General features: G+C 74.4%; 16 protein-coding genes. 7 read left to right on the forward strand and 9 right to left on the reverse strand.

Annotation, left to right across the window (positions count from 1 at the left end; genetic code table 11):
* Nucleotides 1-65: 65 nt before the first annotated feature.
* Both HF526_RS01810 and HF526_RS01815 read left to right on the forward strand, forming a co-directional pair.
* Nucleotides 66-599 (forward strand): hypothetical protein, encoded by a 534-nt coding sequence (locus HF526_RS01810; protein ID WP_169379428.1) that lies wholly within the window; start codon nucleotides 66-68, stop codon nucleotides 597-599.
* Nucleotides 596-1,069: a ferritin-like domain-containing protein gene (locus tag HF526_RS01815; RefSeq protein ID WP_169379429.1), complete on the forward strand. Its 474-nt coding sequence runs from the start codon at nucleotides 596-598 to the stop codon at nucleotides 1,067-1,069. The genes HF526_RS01810 and HF526_RS01815 overlap by 4 nt, the downstream gene beginning before the upstream one ends.
* Nucleotides 1,070-1,138: 69 nt before the next feature.
* Here HF526_RS01815 and HF526_RS01820 read toward each other — a convergent pair whose 3' ends face one another.
* Nucleotides 1,139-2,161: an aminotransferase class V-fold PLP-dependent enzyme gene (locus HF526_RS01820; protein WP_169379430.1), complete on the reverse strand. Its 1,023-nt coding sequence runs from the start codon at nucleotides 2,159-2,161 to the stop codon at nucleotides 1,139-1,141.
* Nucleotides 2,162-2,215: 54 nt separating this feature from the next.
* Here HF526_RS01820 and HF526_RS01825 point away from each other — a divergent pair, with 54 nt between their 5' ends.
* Nucleotides 2,216-2,626 (forward strand): secondary thiamine-phosphate synthase enzyme YjbQ, encoded by a 411-nt coding sequence (locus HF526_RS01825; RefSeq protein WP_169379431.1) that lies wholly within the window; start codon nucleotides 2,216-2,218, stop codon nucleotides 2,624-2,626.
* 220 nt (nucleotides 2,627-2,846) lie between these two features.
* Nucleotides 2,847-4,577: a serine/threonine-protein kinase gene (locus HF526_RS34970; protein WP_239028162.1), complete on the forward strand. Its 1,731-nt coding sequence runs from the start codon at nucleotides 2,847-2,849 to the stop codon at nucleotides 4,575-4,577.
* A gap of 5 nt (nucleotides 4,578-4,582) precedes the next feature.
* Here the strand turns inward: HF526_RS34970 and HF526_RS01835 are convergent, their stop codons facing one another.
* The 5 genes from HF526_RS01835 to HF526_RS01855 form a co-directional block, all read right to left on the reverse strand.
* Entirely contained in the window at nucleotides 4,583-6,334 is a 1,752-nt protein-coding gene (locus HF526_RS01835; RefSeq protein ID WP_169379432.1) for a proline--tRNA ligase, read from the reverse strand.
* 135 nt (nucleotides 6,335-6,469) lie between these two features.
* Nucleotides 6,470-7,609: a homoserine O-acetyltransferase MetX gene (gene metX / locus HF526_RS01840; RefSeq protein WP_169379433.1), complete on the reverse strand. Its 1,140-nt coding sequence runs from the start codon at nucleotides 7,607-7,609 to the stop codon at nucleotides 6,470-6,472.
* Nucleotides 7,610-7,652: 43 nt separating this feature from the next.
* Nucleotides 7,653-8,966, reverse strand: coding sequence for a bifunctional o-acetylhomoserine/o-acetylserine sulfhydrylase (locus tag HF526_RS01845; RefSeq protein ID WP_338051227.1), 1,314 nt, complete (start codon nucleotides 8,964-8,966; stop codon nucleotides 7,653-7,655).
* 295 nt (nucleotides 8,967-9,261) lie between these two features.
* Nucleotides 9,262-9,849 (reverse strand): hypothetical protein, encoded by a 588-nt coding sequence (locus HF526_RS01850; protein WP_169379435.1) that lies wholly within the window; start codon nucleotides 9,847-9,849, stop codon nucleotides 9,262-9,264.
* A 4-nt stretch (nucleotides 9,850-9,853) separates the two neighbouring features.
* Nucleotides 9,854-10,423: an HdeD family acid-resistance protein gene (locus HF526_RS01855; RefSeq protein ID WP_169379436.1), complete on the reverse strand. Its 570-nt coding sequence runs from the start codon at nucleotides 10,421-10,423 to the stop codon at nucleotides 9,854-9,856.
* 146 nt (nucleotides 10,424-10,569) lie between these two features.
* Here HF526_RS01855 and yaaA point away from each other — a divergent pair, with 146 nt between their 5' ends.
* Nucleotides 10,570-11,319 (forward strand): peroxide stress protein YaaA, encoded by a 750-nt coding sequence (gene yaaA, locus HF526_RS01860; protein ID WP_169379437.1) that lies wholly within the window; start codon nucleotides 10,570-10,572, stop codon nucleotides 11,317-11,319.
* Between the two features lie 255 nt (nucleotides 11,320-11,574).
* A complete protein-coding gene (locus tag HF526_RS01865) occupies nucleotides 11,575-13,071 on the forward strand; it encodes a DEAD/DEAH box helicase (protein WP_169379438.1) in 1,497 nt (498 codons plus the stop codon).
* Between the two features lie 95 nt (nucleotides 13,072-13,166).
* Here HF526_RS01865 and HF526_RS01870 read toward each other — a convergent pair whose 3' ends face one another.
* From HF526_RS01870 to HF526_RS01880, 3 genes are all read right to left on the reverse strand, one after another.
* The gene (locus HF526_RS01870) at nucleotides 13,167-14,270 is read right to left on the reverse strand and encodes a cysteine--tRNA ligase (protein ID WP_169379439.1); all 1,104 of its coding nucleotides are present in this window, start codon (nucleotides 14,268-14,270) and stop codon (nucleotides 13,167-13,169) included.
* A gap of 2 nt (nucleotides 14,271-14,272) precedes the next feature.
* On the reverse strand, nucleotides 14,273-14,752 hold the full coding sequence (locus HF526_RS01875) for a lipopolysaccharide assembly protein LapA domain-containing protein (protein WP_169379440.1): 480 nt from the start codon (nucleotides 14,750-14,752) through the stop codon (nucleotides 14,273-14,275).
* A 379-nt stretch (nucleotides 14,753-15,131) separates the two neighbouring features.
* The gene (locus HF526_RS01880; protein ID WP_420821573.1) at nucleotides 15,132-15,602 is read right to left on the reverse strand and encodes a GNAT family N-acetyltransferase; all 471 of its coding nucleotides are present in this window, start codon (nucleotides 15,600-15,602) and stop codon (nucleotides 15,132-15,134) included.
* An 82-nt stretch (nucleotides 15,603-15,684) separates the two neighbouring features.
* Between HF526_RS01880 and HF526_RS01885 the strand changes: the two genes are divergently transcribed.
* On the forward strand, nucleotides 15,685-17,061 hold the full coding sequence (locus HF526_RS01885) for a mycothione reductase (RefSeq protein WP_169379441.1): 1,377 nt from the start codon (nucleotides 15,685-15,687) through the stop codon (nucleotides 17,059-17,061).
* The last annotated feature ends 58 nt before the right edge of the window (nucleotides 17,062-17,119 follow it).

Genomic DNA, 17,119 nt, shown 5'->3' on the forward strand with positions numbered 1-17,119 from the left:
CAGCGGGTGGGGTCGCCCAGGGTATCGCGCCGGGGCCGGGTACCGGCCTGGCAGGATGGGGCGCCGTGATCCCCCGGAGCCTGATATCGGACGGCGATCGGCAACCCGCATCGCCGACGGCGGGCCGATCGGGCTCCCTGCTGCCACGTCGCCGGCTGCTCGCCCTGGCGCTGCTCGCTCCGGCCGGGATCGCCGCCCTGTCCGCGTGTTCCGGCAGCTCAACCGGATCGGACGGCCCCGATCCGCTGATCGCGCTGGCCGACCAGGCACACCGCGACACCGAGCTGGCCGCCGCCGCGATCACCGCCACCCCGTCGCTGTCCACCCGGCTGGAGCCGCTGCGCGCCGCCAGGGCCGAGCACGCCGCCGCGTTGGAGGCCGAGATCACCCGGCTCGACCCGAGCCGGGCCGGCCCCGCGGCCGCGGCGCAGGCCACCGGGAACACCACCCAGCGGCCCACGCTCACCGCGGTGCGCGACGCGCTCACGACGTCGACCCGGGGTGCTCAGGCCCTCGTCGCCACCCTGCCGGCCGAGCGGGTCGGGCTGGTCGCCTCCGTCGCGGCCTGCTGCGCGACCTACGTGGCAGTGCTCGGATGAGCTCACCGGAGGCCTCGTCGGCGCCGTCGTCGACGATCGACCCCGTCGCCGCCAACGCCCTGCAGTCGGCGCTGGCCGCCGAACACGCCGCGCTGTGGTGCTACTCGCTGATCATCGCGTTCGTGCCCGCCGACCAGGCCAAGCAGGCCCGCGAGGACGAAGCGGCGCACCGCACCCTGCGCGGCCTGGTCGAGCAGACGCTCACCGACATCGGCGCCAAGCCGGTGTCGGCGCTGCCGGCCTACGCGACCCCCCAGCCCGTCACCGACGCCCGTTCGGCCGGCAACCTCGCCGTGGTCGCCGAGACCGACGCGCTGGCGGCCTGGCGTTCGGTCGTCGAGCGCACCTCCGACGGCCCGCTGCGCACGGCCGCGCTCGACGCGATGACCCAGGGCACCCTGCGCTGCGCCCGCTGGCGGGTCGCCACCGGCCAGACCCCCGCGATCCCGGTCTTCCCCGGCCGCTCCTGACCCCGCGAGTCGCCCCATTCCGGCGCGCGAGTCGCCCGTTTCCGGCGCGCGAGTCGCCGTATCTCCGCGTCAGGCCAGCACGTCCAGCGCCCGCTGCACGTCGGCGTCGGTGTTGTAGAGGTGGAACGACAGCCGTGCCCCGCCGGCCCGTCCGCTGGCCACCACCCCGGCGTCGGTGAGCCGCTGCAGTGCGTCCGGCCGCTGGACCGTGACGATGGCCGAGCCCGCCGGTTCGAGCCCGATCCCGGCCCGGAACGCGTCGGCGAGCCCGACGCAGTGCGCGTGCACCGCGGCCCGGTCCAGCCCGGCGAGCCACGGCACCGCGACCGCGGCGCCCACGTGGGAGAACCAGGCCGGGGACGTGTCCAGCGCGCGGGCGCCGGTGGCCAGCCGCGGCGGCAGCCCGTAGACGCTCGCCCACCGGTCCTGCCCGGCGTACCAGCCGGCCGCCTGCGGCTGGAGCTCGAAGTCCGGGTGCACCGCCAGCCACGCCGCGCCCCGCGGGCTGAGCAGCCACTTGTACCCGGCGCCGACGACGGCGTCGGCCCAGTCGAGCTGCAACGGCAGCCAGCCGGCGGCCTGGGTGACGTCGAGCAGCACCCGGGTGCCGGCGGCGGCGCGGACCTCCCGCAACGCGTCGAGGTCGACCAGCCGCCCGTCCGCGGACTGCGCCACGCTCACCGCCACCAGGTCGAACTCGGCGGCCCGCTCCGGCAGCTCGGCGAGTTCGGTCTCGGCGACCGTCACCCCGCGCCCGGCCTGCGCGGTGAACGGGTGGCTGACACTGGTGAACTCCCCGGCCGCGACCAGCACCCGGGTGCCGTCGGGCACGCTCGCGGCGACGAGCCCGACCAACGGGGACACCGCCGACCCGATCGCCACCCGCCCCACGTCGACGCCGACGAGGTCGGCGAAGCCGGCCCGGGCGATCGCCACCGGCTCGTCGAACTCCTCCGCGCGGCCGGAACCGGTCCGCCAGTGCCGGACGGCGTCGACGAGCACCTCGGCCACCATGATCGGTGGCATTCCGATGCTCGCCGTGTTCAGGTACCCGGCCGGGACGTCGAACTGCTGACCGAACGCCGCGCGCATGGGTCGAGACCCTAGATCCGCGCCGGGGATCTCGTCGCGCTCTAGGGTCACGGTGTGCACAGCGAGCTCATCGAGATCCGCACCGGCTCCGCCGAGACCGTCGTCGACCTGACCCCCGACATCGACACCTTCCTGCGCCGGATCGACGCCGCCGACGGACTGCTCAACGTCTGGGTGCCGCATGCGACCGCCGGGCTGGCGGTGATCGAGACCGGCGCCGGCAGCGACACCGACCTGCTCGCCGCGCTGCGCGACCTGCTGCCCGCCGACGACCGCTGGGGGCACCGGCACGGCAGCCGCGGTCACGGGCGCGACCACGTGTTGCCCGCGCTGATCGCGCCGTCGATGTCGGTCCCGGTGCTGGGCGGACGCCCGGCGCTGGGCACCTGGCAGTCGGTGTGCCTGGTCGACACCAACACCGACAACCCGGTCCGCGGGGTGCGCCTGTCCTTCCTGGCGGGTTAGAACCCCGTCACATCGGCCCGATGCCGGGGAGCGCAACGGGCAGAAGGGGGGACCGCTGCCGACGCTTGTCCGAGCGCCCGGGGCCGACCGGCCTCGGTAGGCCCACGCGCACGGATGTCGCGGCTATGGTCGGCGACGGCGGCACCGCGCATCCCCGTTGGGGTGGGACGACGCCGTCGGTGCGGGGGCGGGCCGGCAGGACGAGCACCAGGGGACGTCCATGACCGAATCGACGTTCGGGCCTTACACCATCGAAGGTCTCCTCGGCCGGGGAGGAATGGGCGAGGTCCACCGTGCCTACGACACCGAGACCGACCGTGTGGTCGCGTTGAAGTTGCTGCCCGGGCACCTGGCCGGAGACGCCGAGTACCTGGAGCGCTTCCGCCGGGAGTGCCGGGCGGCGGCCCGGCTGCGCGAACCGCACGTCGTCCCGATCCACCGTTTCGGTGAGATCGACGGCCGGCTCTATCTGGACATGCGACTGGTCGAGGGCACCGACCTCGGCACCTGGCTGACCCTGTACGGGCCACTGCCACCCGAGGCGGCGGTGGCGGTGATCTCGCAGATCGCCAGCGCGCTGGACGCCGCGCACGCGGAGGGGCTGGTGCACCGCGACGTCAAACCCTCCAACGTGCTGCTCTCGGGAGCGGAGATGCCGCCGCTCGACGCGGCGTCGGTGTTCGCCTACCTCTTCGACTTCGGCATCGCCTGGTCCCGCGACACCGCGGGTGGCGCCGATGCACCTGCGCTGACCAAGGCCGGCACCATGCCGGGTTCGATCGCCTACATCGCGCCGGAGCGCTTCTGCGGGGCGGGGGCCGACCCGCGCGTCGACGTGTACGCCCTGACCTGCGTGCTGCACCAGGCCCTGACCGGCCACCAGCCCTACCAGGGCGACCTGCCGACGCTCCTGCACGCACACCTGCACCTGCCCCCGCCGCGGCCCAGCGACACCAACCCGACGATCCCGTCGGCGCTCGATGCGGTGGTCGCCCGGGGAATGGCGAAGGACCCGGAGCAGCGCTACCCGACGGCCGGCTCCCTGGCCGCCGCCACGCGCGCCGCCCTCGGCGCGGCTGCGCCGGCCGCCCACGACAGCGCCCCTCGGACCTCGCTGCCCGGGGTGGGCGAACAGGGCCCGAACGGGCGGCCCGGGGAGCAGGTCGAGGCCCCTCCGGTCGCCGCCGGGGCGCCCGGCGGCCACGGCGGCCCCGGCGGCCCCGGAGGACCCGGTGATGCGGCCGCCTCGGACGGTTCCGGGGGCGCCGGGGCCGGCGGCGGACCGAGCCACCCGCCCACCGGCAGCGATCCCGGCCCACCGGCACCCCGGTTCCGGCGGCTGACCGGATGGACCACGATCGTGGTGGCCACGGTGCTGGTGGTCACCGGCGGCGCCGTGCTGGTGCACGCAGCCGGGGGGACCACCGGCGGCGGGCGGAGCGGCACCCGGGCGCCGAGCCCGACGCCCACGACCCTGACCAGCGGAACACTCACGCCGCAGACCCGGCTGCTGCTCGGCCAACTCCCCGACGGCTTCGGCCCCGCCGACTGCAGCCCCGACGGCTCGATGGGCGGGCAGCCCGGCGCGACCGCGTACGTGGTCTGCGACTCCGGCCCACCCGGTGGGCCGACCAGCGCGACGTTCACCCGGTACACGACGCGCGACCAGATGGACCAGACCTTCGAGCAGGCGGCCATCAGCGAGGGCATCCCGGGCGTGCCCGGGAAGGCCGAGGACTGCCGGGCCGGGACGAGGGTGCGCGCCGGCTACGACCGCGGCGCAGGACAGCGCGGGGCGGTGGGCTGCTTCCGGGAGTCACCCGGCGGTGCCGGCTACCTGTTCTGGACCGACGACGCCGCCCTCGCCTTCGGCTACGTGCGCGCCGAGGACGGTGACCTGGCCAAGCTCTTCGACTGGTGGCAATCGACCGGGTTCACCATCCAGCACTGATCCGGCTACCGCTTCCCGGCGACCTCGACCAGGTGCTCGACGACGGTGTCCCGGGCGATCTCGGTGCGTTCACCGGTCCGCCGGTCCTTGACCTCGACGAGACCGGACGCCAGGCCGCGGCCGACGACCACGATCGTCGGCACCCCGATCAGCTCGGCGTCGGCGAACTTGACGCCCGGCGAGGCCTTGCGGTCGTCCAGCAGCACCCGCAGACCCGCGGCCTCGAGCTCGCCGGCCAACTGCTCGCCACCCTCGATGAGCTCGGCGCTCTTACCCGCGACCACCACGTGCACGTCGGCCGGGGCGACGCTGCGCGGCCAGATCAGGCCGGACTCGTCGTGGCTCTGCTCGGCGATGGCCGCGACCAGCCGGGAGACACCGATCCCGTAGGACCCCATGGTGATCCGCACCGGCTTGCCGTCCGGGCCCAGGGCGTCGAGGGTGAACGCGTCGGTGTACTTGCGGCCGAGCTGGAAGATGTGCCCGATCTCGATCCCGCGGGCGGCGACGAGCGCGCCGGCGCCGTCCGGGGACGGGTCCCCGGCGCGCACCTCCGCGGCCTCGATCGTGCCGTCCGGGGTGAAGTCGCGGCCGGCGACCAGGTCGACGACGTGGTGGTCGGCCTTGTCGGCGCCGGTGACCCAGGCCGTCCCGGTCACGATCCGCGGGTCCACCAGGTACTTCACGCCGTTCGCCGCCAGCGCGCCCGGGCCGATGTAGCCCTTGACCAGGAACGGGCGGGCGGCGAAGTCGGCGTCGTCGAGCAGCGCGACCTCCGCGGGCGCCAGCGACGCCTCCAGCCGCTTCATGTCGACCTCGCGGTCGCCGGGGACGCCGACGCCGAGCAGCTCCCAGTCCTTTGCACCCGGCAGCCGGGTCTTGACCAGCACGTTCTTGAGCGTGTCGGCGGCGGTGAACGTCCGCCCGAGGTCGGCTGCGTTCAGGAAGTCGACCAGCGACTCGATCGTCGGGGTGTCGGGGGTGTGGTGCACCTGCGCGGCCGGCTTGTCGTCGATCGGCTGCGCCGGCGGCGCGGGCGTGGTGACCGCCTCCACGTTGGCCGCGTAGCCCGACTCCAGCGAGCGGACGAAGGTGTCCTCCCCGGTGTCGGACTCGGCCAGGAACTCCTCCGACGCCGATCCGCCCATCGCCCCGGACGTCGCCGAGACGATCACGTAGCGCAGCCCGAGCCGGTCGAAGATCTTGACGTAGGCCTCGCGGTGCTTGCGGTAGGACTCGCTCAAGCCCTCGTCGGACAGGTCGAAGGAGTAGGAGTCCTTCATCAGGAACTCCCGGCCGCGCAGGATGCCCGCGCGCGGGCGCTCCTCGTCGCGGTACTTGGCCTGGATCTGGTAGAGGATCACCGGGTAGTCCTTGTACGAGGAGTACTCGCCCTTCACCGCGAGGGTGAACAGCTCCTCGTGCGTCGGCCCGAGCAGGTAGTCCCCACCCTTGCGGTCCTTGAGCCGGAACAGGTTGGGCCCGTACTCGGTCCACCGGTTCGTCGCCTCGTAGGGCTCACGGGGCAGCAGCGCGGGGAACTGGATCTCCTGGGCGCCGATGGCGTCCATCTCCTCGCGCACGACCTGCTCGATGTTGCGCAGCACCTTCAGCCCCAGCGGCAGCCAGGAGTAGACCCCCGGCGCGATACGGCGGACGTAGCCGGCGCGGACCAGCAGCTTGTGGCTGGGCACCTCCGCGTCGGCCGGGTCCTCGCGCAGGGTGCGAAGGAACAGCGACGACATCCGGGTCAACACCTGGTGAAGGGTAGCGACGCGCCCCGACCGCGGTCGCGGCGGTCACCCCCCGGGGCAGGCGCACCCCCGTCCCCGGCCGGGCACCGCCGGACAGCCGGCGCCGCCCGGGGCGGAGCTCCCGGGACCGGCCCCGGCTCAGTGCGCGAGCAGCTCCGCGAGCAGCGAACCGACCGTCGCGGACTCGATGAGGAAGCCGTCGTGCCCGTAGGGCGAGTCGATCACCTTCAGTTCGGCGGCGTTCGGGATCCCCGCGGCCAGCTCGGCCTGCTGCTCGGTCGGGTAGAGCCGGTCGGAGCTGACCCCGGCCACCAGCGTCCGGGCGCTGACCCGGCGCAGCCCGGCGGCGATCCCGCCGCGGTCCCGGCCCACGTCGTGCGCGTTCATCAGCTCGGTGAGCCGCACGTAGGAGCCGGCGTCGAAGCGGCGGACCAGCTTCGCGGCGTGATGGTCGAGGTAGGACTCCACGGCGTAGCGCCCGCCGCGGAAGGGGTCCTCGCCGTCCTGGGCGTCCCGGCCGAACCGGGTGGCGAGCTCGTAACCGCTGCGGTAGCTCAGGTGGGCCATCCGGCGGGCGATGCCGAGACCGCGGTACGGGCCCTCCCCCGGCGCGGCGTCGTGGTAGTCGCCGCCGTTCCAGCCGGGATCGCTGCGGATCGCGGCGAGCTGCGGCGCGGCCCAGCCGATCTGGTCGGCCGACGCCGCGGCCGGGCTGGCCAGCAGGAACAGCCGCTCCACCCGGTCGGGTTCGGTGGCCGCCCACTCCAGCGCGCGCATCCCGCCCATCGAGCCGCCGACCACACACGCCCACCGGTCGATCCCGAGCGCGTCGGCCAGGACGACCTCGGCGGCCACCGAGTCGCGGGCGGTGACCAGCGGGAACCGGCTGCCCCAGGCCCGCCCGTCCGGCGCGGGCGACGACGGCCCGGTCGAGCCCTGGCAACCGCCGACGACGTTCGGCGCGACGACGAACCAGCGCTCCGGGTCGAGTCCCCGGCCGGGGCCGATCAGCGCGTCCCACCAGCCGGCTGTCGGGTGCCCCGGCCCGGCCGGTCCGGCGACGTGGCTGTCGCCGGTGAGCGCATGCAGGATCAGCACCGCGTTCGTCCGGTCCGCGTTCAGCGATCCCCAGGTCTCGTAGGCGATCCGGACGCCCGGCAGCTCACCGCCGGCCTCCAGGCGCAACGGCGCCGGGAGCGTCACGAACCGCCGGCACCCGACGTCGTCCCCCTCCCGCCAGGCACCGCTGGCGGGAGGGAGCTCGAGCGCCGTGCTCATCGGGCGGGCCTGCGGCCCGACGGTTCGGCCCGGGTGGCAGGCCTCATGCGCCCTTGGCCGCGCGGAACCCCGCGTCCAGGTCGGCCTTGATGTCCTCGATGCCCTCGAGGCCGACCGACAGCCGGATCAGCCCCGGGGTGACCCCGCTGGCCAGCTGCTCCTCGCCGGAGAGCTGGCTGTGCGTGGTGCTGGCCGGGTGGATCACCAGGCTGCGCACGTCACCGATGTTGGCCAGGTGGCTGTGCAGCTCCAGCGCGTCGACGAACTTCTTGCCCGCCTCCACCCCGCCGCGGATCTCGAAGGCCACGATCGCGCCGGCGCCCCGGGGCAGGTACTTCTGCTGCAGCGCGTGCCACGGGCTCGACCCCAGACCCGCGTAGTGCACCTTCTCGACCTCGTCGCGCTGCTCGAGCCATTCGGCCACCGCCTGCGCGTTCTGCACGTGACGCTCGATGCGCAGCGACAGCGTCTCGATGCCCTGGATCAGCAGGAAGCTGTTCTGCGGGGCGATGGCCGGGCCGATGTCGCGCAGCAGCTGCACACGCAGCTTGATGAGGTAGGACAGCGGGCCGAGGGCCTCCCAGTAGTTCAGCCCGTGGTAGCTCGGGTCCGCGGTGGTGAGGCCGGGGTAGCGGTCGGCGTGCGCGCCCCAGTCGAAGTTGCCGCTGTCGATCACGACGCCGCCGATGGCGGTGCCGTGCCCGCCGAGGAACTTCGTGGCGGAGTGCACGACGATGTCGGCGCCGTGCTCGATCGGGCGGAGCAGGTACGGGGTCGGGATGGTGTTGTCCACGACGAGCGGGACACCGGCCTCGTGCGCCACGTCGGCGACGGCGCGCAGATCCAGGACGTTGCCGCGCGGGTTGCCCAGCGTCTCGGCGTAGAAGAGCTTGGTGTTCGGCCGGACCGCGGCCCGCCACTCATCGAGGTTGTCGGGGTCCTCGACGAACGTGACCTCGATGCCCAGCTTCGGCAGCGTGTAGTGGAACAGGTTGTAGGTGCCGCCGTACAGCGAGGCGCTGGAGACGAAGTGGTCGCCGGACTCGGCGATGTTGAGGATCGCCATCGTCTGGGCGGCCTGCCCGGAGGCGAACGCGACGGCCCCGAGGCCACCCTCGAGCGCCGCGACGCGCTGCTCGAGCACGTCCTGGGTCGGGTTCATGATCCGCGTGTAGATGTTGCCGGTCTCGGCCAGCCCGAACAGCGCGGCGGCGTGGTCGGTGTCGCGGAAGGTGTACGACGTCGTCTGGTAGATCGGGGTGGCCCGGGCGCCGGTGGTCGGGTCGGAGGTGGCACCGGCGTGCACCTGCTTGGTCTCGAAGGACCAGGAAGCGGTCGGGTCGGGGGTCTCGGTCACGTGCTCTCCCTGAGCGAAGGTGGGCCTTGAAGCGGGGATGGGCGAGGCCGACGACCACGGGTCTGCTCCGGCACGGTGCCCGCGCGGGGCGGACGGGCCGTCGGGATACGAGTCAGCGGCCCGGACAGGCCGCGCTCGTGACCCGCATGGTGTCGACATGCAGGCGCGCCACGAGGCAGATCACCCGGCGACCGTAACCGGGCCATCACCCGCCGCACAACAGCACGCCCGAACGGCCCCTCGACCGGTTGACGTCCGGAGGCAGGCCGGCCTCCCGCCGGCGCCCGGCCCTCGCTCAGCCGTCGCCGATCGCCGCGCGCGCCTCCTGCGCCACCAGCGCGGCGCGATCACCGAGTTCCTGCAGCTTCGGGTCCAGCTCGGCGGCCCGCGGGGTCAGCCGCCGGAGCCACTGCGCCGCCGCGACGGCGGCGGTCACCGCGTCGGCCGGGCGGCCGTCACCCAGCGTCTCCTCGATGCCGTACGAGACGCTGGGCAGGGTCTCGTCCGTGGTGGCCGGGACGAGGAACGGCCGCAGCGGCTCCGGGTCCGGCTCGCGCTCCCGGAGCTCGCGCAGTGCCGTGACCACGGGGGGCATCGCGCCGACCTCGTCGAGCAGCGCGATGACGGCGTAACAACGGGCGGTCATCCGGGGCCGTCCCGGGTGGCGGTCCAGCCAGGCGAACAGCTCCGCGTCCCCGCCGAGCCGTCGCTCGACGCGCTCCAGGGCGGCGGCGATCGGGATCGGCAGCTGCGCGTGGAACGGCATCACCAGCGCGACCTGGTCGGCCAGTCCGGCCTCTCCCGCCTCGTCGAGCCGACCGTCGACGAAGGCGTCCACCAGCGGCAGATCGAGCCGGAAACCCGGCACCGGTTCGTCGAGCACCGGGTTACCCCCGACTCAGCCGGACCGCGATGCCGGCCAGCACGGCGCCGTAGACCACGAAGAACGCGCCCATCAGCACGGCCAGCCCGATCGCCCCGGCCACCGGCTGCAACACCAGCAACACCCCGGCCACCACCGCGAGCAGCCCGGCCAGCCCGAGCAGCCACACTCCGGGGGTGCCGCGCAACCGGAACGCCGCGATGATCTCGACGATGCCGGTGACCAGTGCCCAGATGCCCACCACGACGGTGAGCACGACCACGGTGATCTGGGGCCACACCAGGGCGACGATGCCCGCCGCGATGCCGAGCACTCCGTACGCCACACCGAACCACCAGCGGGCCCGGTCCCGGTGGCGCACCGCGTCGACCACGCGGGCGGTGCCGTCGACGAGGGCATAGGCGCCGAAGGCCACGGCCAGCGCGAGCACGGTGAAGTCGGGTCGCAGCAGTGCGATCAACCCGAACGCGACGGCGAGTATCGCCCGGACCAGGATCGCCGGCCGGGCAGGCGCGAGGAGTAGCGCCGCGCCGCCCTCGCCGCCCAGTGGGGCACTCGACGGATGCGTTGTCATGACGGCCTCCGAGGTCGCGGGGTCGGCCTGAAGTGCGAATCGTGCGCGTCCGATTCCGCACCGGCGACGGCCTGCCGGGGTGAGGTCCACGCCGTCGCTCGCCCCGCCAGGCCAGGGACCGCGGCGGGCCGCGCTAGCGTGGTCCGGTGCTCGTGCTGCTGCCGCCCTCGGAGACCAAGCGCGCCGGCGGCGACGGGCCACCGCTGACCCTGGATGCGCTGTCGCACCCCGAGCTCGACCCGGTGCGCAAGGAACTGGTCGACGAGCTCGTCGAGCTGGCCGGTGACGTCGAGGCCAGCCGGGCCGCCCTGGGGCTGTCACCGCGGCAGGACGAGGAGATCGCCCGCAACGCGGAGCTGTGGCGGGCGGGCACGATGCCGGCACTGCACCGCTACACCGGCGTGCTCTACGACGCGCTCGACGTGACCTCGCTGACCGGGGCGGCGGCGGCGCGCGCGTCCGCCCGGCTGGCGGTCGGCTCAGCGCTGTTCGGGCTGCTGCGGGCAGGCGACCCGGTGCCGGCCTACCGGCTCTCCGCCGGCTCGGCGCTGCCCGGCCGGCCCACGCTGGCAGCCCGCTGGCGTCCGGTGCTCGAACCGGTGCTGGCCGCGCTGGCTGCTGACGAGCTGGTCGTCGACCTGCGCTCCGGGTCCTACGCCGGGCTCGGCCGGTTGCCCGGCGCCGTCACGGTGAACGTGCTCGCCGAGCGAGCGGACGGGAAGCGCACCGTGGTCAGCCACCACAACAAGTCGCACAAGGGCCGGCTCGCGCGGCTGCTCGCCGGAACGCGTGCAGAGCCGTCGGACGCCGCGGCGGTGGCGGCGATCGCCCGGCGGGCCGGGATGACGGTGGAGCGCCCGGGGCCGAACGAGCTGGAGATCGTGCTGCCCGCCTGATCCTGTGGTGGGGCCGGCAACGTCACAGTCACCGTGGATCGGGCGCGCCGGGACCGGGCGGGGTAATCGGGTAGACTAGATCACGAGCGCCCGGTCCGACCACGTCGTCGCATGCTGCAGGCGCACACCCGAAGCTCCACCCACCAGGGCGCACCCTGCGCCCGGGCCCGTCCCCCGTGATCCCGCCGGTCTTCTCTCGTGCCGGCGCGGGCACTCCGCGAGACGTGCCACGTCCCGGAGGTCTCTTTGACATCCATGTCCCCTCGTCGTGCCCAGCGTGCGGCGAACCCGTCCGACTCCCGCCGATCCGGCGGCCGATCCGGCGACGGCCGCTCCGGCCGCGGTCGCCCGCGCACGAACCGCTCCCCCCGCCCCGTCTCCGCCGCCACCGCGATGCCGCCGGAGGTGTTGTGGACCGTCCCGGAGACGGGCATGCCGTCGTTCGCCGAGCTCAAGCTGCCCGAGCCGGTGGTGCGGGCCCTGGACGCCGAGGGCTTCACCGAACCGTTCCCCATCCAGGCCGCGACGCTGCCCGAGACGCTCACCGGGCGTGACCTGCTCGGCCGCGGCCAGACCGGCTCCGGCAAGACGCTGGCCTTCGGCCTGGCGCTGTTGTCCCGGCTCGCCGGGGGCCGGGCGCAGGCCCGCCGCCCGCGCGGGCTGGTGCTGGTGCCCACCCGGGAGCTGGCCCAGCAGGTCGTCGACGCGCTGACCCCGTTCGCCCGCGCGCTGAACCTGCGGACCGCCGCGGTCGTCGGCGGGATGTCGTTCAACCGCCAGGTCGACGCGCTGCAGCGCGGGGTGGACCTGCTGGTCGCGACGCCCGGCCGGTTGACCGACCACACCAACCAGGGCACCTGCGACCTGTCCGAGGTGAGCATCACCGCGATCGACGAGGCCGACCGGATGGCCGACATGGGCTTCCTGCCCCAGGTTCGCGCGATCCTCGACCTCACCCCCACCGACGGGCAGCGGCTGCTGTTCTCCGCGACCCTCGACGGTGACGTCGCCGGGCTGGTCGCCCGGTACCTGCACGACCCGGTGACCCGCGCGGTCGCCTCGGCCGCGGCTCCGGTGGAGACGATGGACCACCACGTGCTGCTGGTCGAGAACGCCCACAAGCCGCGGGTGATCACGGAGGTGGCCGCCCGTGAGGGCCGGACCATCCTGTTCGTGCGGACCAAGCACGGCGTCGACCGGCTGGTGAAGAACCTGCGCCGGGAGGGCGTCGCGGCCGGCGCGCTGCACGGCGGCAAGGCCCAGAACGCGCGCAACCGGGCGATCGCGGAGTTCAAGGACGGGAGCACGCCCGTCCTGGTGGCCACGGACGTGGCCGCGCGCGGCATCCACGTCGACGACGTGAGCCTGGTCGTGCACGTCGACCCGCCGGCCGACCCGAAGGACTACCTGCACCGGGCCGGGCGCACCGCGCGCGGTGGCGACTCCGGCACCGTGGTCACCCTGGTCACCCCGCCCGAGCGGCGCGACGTCGACCGGCTGACCCGGCAGGCCGGCGTCCGCCCGACGCTGACCGAGGTGGCCCCCGGCGACGCCGACCTGACCCGGATCACCGGGGCGCGCACGCCGAGCGGTGTGCCGGTCCCGGAGCCGGAGCGGCCCGTCCAGAACCCGCGTGGCAGCGGCCGCCGCTCCCGCGGGCAGCAGGGCGGGCGTGGCCAGCGCGGCGCCGGCGGTCAGCGCGGGGGCGGACGTTCCGGCGCCCGCCCGCGGCAGCGCGACACCGCGGCCTGAACCGGGATCGAACGGCGCGGCACCCCGGGTCCGGGGTGCCGCGCCGTTCGCGTTCCCGGGCCCCGACCGTGCCGAGCGCGGGCGCGGTGCGGGACTCAGGCCAGCCCGAGCACCGACAGCGCGAGCCGCGCGGCCGGGCCGCCGGACTCCTCCGCCACCGCGAGCGCCGTGGGGACGTCGAGGTCGTCGAGCAGCGCGGCGGTCACGGCCGCTGCGGCGGCGGAGCCGCCCTCGCCGCCGCGCGCCGCGGCGGCGTAGAGCCGCTCCAGGCGGGCGGCGGCGGCGTCCAGCGCGGCCAGCCGGAAGTCCCACGGCCGGCTCCACACCCGGTCGATGAGCAGCAGCCGCAGCGCCGCGGCCGGCCGGTGCTCCAGTACCTCGGAGACCAGCACGAGGTTTCCCGCCGACTTCGCCATCTTCTCGCCGTCCACCAGCACGGTCCCGACATGCAGCCAGGACCGGGCGAACGGGGTCACCCCGGTCACCGCCTCGGCCATCGCGGCCTCGTAGGCGTGGTGCGGGAAGCGCAGGTCGGCGCCGCCGGCGTGCAGGTCGAGCGCCGGCCCCAGCGTGGTCAGCGACATCGCCGCACACTCCGCGTGCCAACCCGGCCGGCCCTCCCCCCACGGACTGGGCCAGGCCGGTTCGCCGGGCGTCGCGGCCCGCCACAGCACGACGTCGGCCGGGTCCTCGCGCTCGGCGACGGCGGGGCCGGGCCCGTCACCGAACTCGGCGGCGAGCGCCCGGGCCGTGGCCGGGTCGAGCCCGGCCCGCTCGGCCACCCCCGCTCCGCGGAAGAAGACGGTGCGACCGCGCCGGTAGGCCGCGCCGGTCTCGAGCAGTGCCGCGGCCAGCGTCACCACCTGCGGGACGTGCACGTGGGCCCGCGGCTCGTACGTCGGCCGGCGCACCCCCAGCGCGGCCATGTCCCGGTCGAACCGGAACTGCTGCACGGCGGCGAAGCTGTCGAAGCGCGCCCCGGCCCGTGCCGCGGCGGCGTCGAGCACGTCGTCGACGTCGGTCACGTTGCGGCACACGTCGACCTCGACGCCGAGGTGGCGCAGCACCCGCGCGGCGACGTCGGCCCACACGAACGTGGCCGCGTGCCCGAGGTGGGTGGTGTCGTACGGGGTGATCCCGCAGACGTACATCCGCGCCCGGCCCACCACCGGCAGCGGCCGCCCGCCGATCCGCAGCATCGTCAGCGCGTCCTCTCGGCTCGACGCCGGGCCGCCCGGCGCAACTGGATGATCCGTCCGGTCCCCGGGATGGCCACCAGCAGCACGCCCGCGATCGCGGCCAGCAGCAGCGCGACACCCGTCGGCAGGGTCCCGGACGCGCCCAGGAAGTTGATCTGTACCGGGCCGAGGTTCTGCAGGATGAAGATCAGCAGGAGGAGCAGCACCAGCGCGGAGAGGATCAGCCCCACCCACAGCCCGCTGATCCGGGTCCGCTCGACCACGGGCACCGGCCGCGTCACGGCCTCGTCGGGAGCGGTGCCACCTCCGGCGGAGCCGGTCCCGTCGGAAGGCAACGGCCTGGTCGGGCCGCCGTCGGTGACGATCGCGGGCCGCAGCGCCGGATCTGTCGCCGGGTCGGCGCGCGGATCCGCCGGGCCGAGGTTACCGGGCCGGCCTCCGGCCGGCCCGGTGTCCACCGGTCGGCTCCGGTCATCGCTCATCGGTGCGCCCCCTCTCGCAAAGACATCCCCGTCGGCGCGGAGTATCCCGCAACACCAGGCGTGACCGAGAGCACGGTGGACTGGCGTCCCGGCCTGGACTACCAGGCCGTGCCGGACACCTTCTCCGGTGAGACCCCGGGCGGCGTCCGGGGTCTCACCGAGCTGATCGAGATCCGGGACCGGGAGACGGGCTGCTCGCCGGCGGCACCATCCCCGCCGCCGGCGGCCGGGGTCGTGGCGGCGCTGGGCGCCGAGCTCGACCCGCCGGCCACGCAGCTCGGCGCCTGGTCGCAGCGCTGCGTCGAGGCCCGCACGTTCCCGCCGGACGTCCGCAAGCGCGCCGCGGGCCGACCGCGGCGCACGATCGTGGCGGTGCGGGTCAGCCCGCGCGGCCGCGACGGCGCATCGGCAGGTGCGCGACGCCGTCCCAGTCGTAGGCCGGGCCGGTGGCCTCGAAGCCGAAGCCGCGGTAGAAGTCGGCCAGGTGCTCCTGGGCGTCGAGCACGCAGGCGCCGTCCCCGACCTCGGCCAGCGCCGCCTCCATCAGCCGTTTGCCGAGCCCGCGGCCCCGGACCGATCGCGCGGTGCACAGCCGCCCGATCCGGTAGTCCCCGTCGGGCTCCTTGAGCAGCCGCACACAGCCCAGGATCGGCTCCGGCTGCCCGGCGCCGGCCAGCCAGTAGTGCCGGGCACGCGGCTCGAGGTCGCGGCCGTCGAGCTCGCCGTAGGCACACGCCTGTTCCACGACGAAGACGTCGACGCGGAGCCGCAGCAGCTCGTAGAGCATCGGCGCGTCCAGATCCAGGGCCCAGGACCGGCGGACGGTCGCGGTCATCGTCTCGCTGGTCACGGGCTCTGCCTACCAGATCGGGCGGCGGAGCGCAGGCGCTGGTTCGGCGGCGGCGAATGCGACCTGCGGTTAGCCTCAGCGGGTGCGCCACCACGATCTCGTCGTCATCGGCACCGGTTCCGGCAACTCGATCATCGACAGCCGCTTCGACGACCTGGACGTCGCGATCGTCGAGCACGGTGTCTTCGGTGGTACCTGTCTCAATGTCGGCTGCATCCCGACGAAGATGTACGTCTACGCCGCCGATGTCGCCGAGATCGTCCGGCATGCGAGCCGCTACGGAATCGACGCGAGCATCGACAAGGTCCGCTGGGCCGACATCCGCGACCGCGTGTTCGCCCGGATCGACCCGATCTCGGACGGCGGCCGGGAGTACCGCGTCGAGCGCTGCCCCAACGTCACCGTGTACCTCGGGCACGCACGGTTCAGCGGCCCCAAGGCACTGCGCATCGAGCGCACCGACGGCAGCGGCGTCGACGAGATCACCGCCGACCGCATCGTGATCGCCGCGGGCGGCCGCCCGGTGATCCCGGAGCCCGTCGCGGCGTCCGGGGTGCCGTACGAGACCTCCGACACCGTGATGCGCCTGGACTCGCTGCCCGAGCGGCTGGTCGTCCTGGGCGCCGGCTATATCGCCGCGGAGTTCGCACACGTGTTCTCGGCGCTGGGCAGCCGGGTCTCGCTGGTCGGCCGCAGCGACCTGATGCTCCGCTCGCAGGACGAGACGATCTCCCACAGGTTCACCGCGCTCGCCCGCGACCGCTGGGATCTGCACCTGGGCAAGACCGTCGAGCGGGTCACCGGCGCCGCCGGGGACATCACGCTGCACCTGGCCGGCGGCGGCACCGTCTCCGGCGACACCCTGCTGGTGGCGGCGGGACGGATCCCCAACGGCGACCGGATGGACCTCGACAACGCCGGCATCCCGACCCACCCCGACGGCCGGATCGTGGTCGACGCCCAGCAGCGCACCCCGGTCGACGGCATCTACGCGCTCGGCGACGTCAGCTCGCCGCACCAGCTCAAGCACGTGGCCAACCACGAAAGAAGGGTCGTCACGCACAACCTGCTGCACCCCGACGCCCCGCAGGAGACCGACCACCGGTTCGTCCCGTCCGCGGTGTTCACCGACCCGCAGATCGCCTCCGTCGGGCGCACCGAGGCGCAGTGCCGCGCCGACGGCCTCGACTACACGGTCACGGTGCAGAACTACGGCGACGTCGCCTTCGGCTGGGCGATGGAGGACACGACGGGGATCTGCAAGGTGATCGCCGAGCGCGGCACCGGGCGGCTGCTCGGCGCGCACCTGATGGGCCCGCAGGCGTCGTCGATCATCCAGCCGCTGATCCAGGCCATGTCGTTCGGGCTGGGCGCCCACGAGATGGCGACCGGGCAGTACTGGATCCACCCGGCGCTGCCGGAGGTCGTGGAGAACGCGCTGCTCGGGCTCGAGATCTGATACGCCGGCTCCCGTGTGACCAAGGTTGCCCTTACCCTTGGGTGACCGATCCGGGCAG

It is taken from the genome of Pseudonocardia acidicola, assembly GCF_012911935.1.
Classification (GTDB): Bacteria; Actinomycetota; Actinomycetes; order Mycobacteriales; family Pseudonocardiaceae; genus Pseudonocardia; species Pseudonocardia acidicola.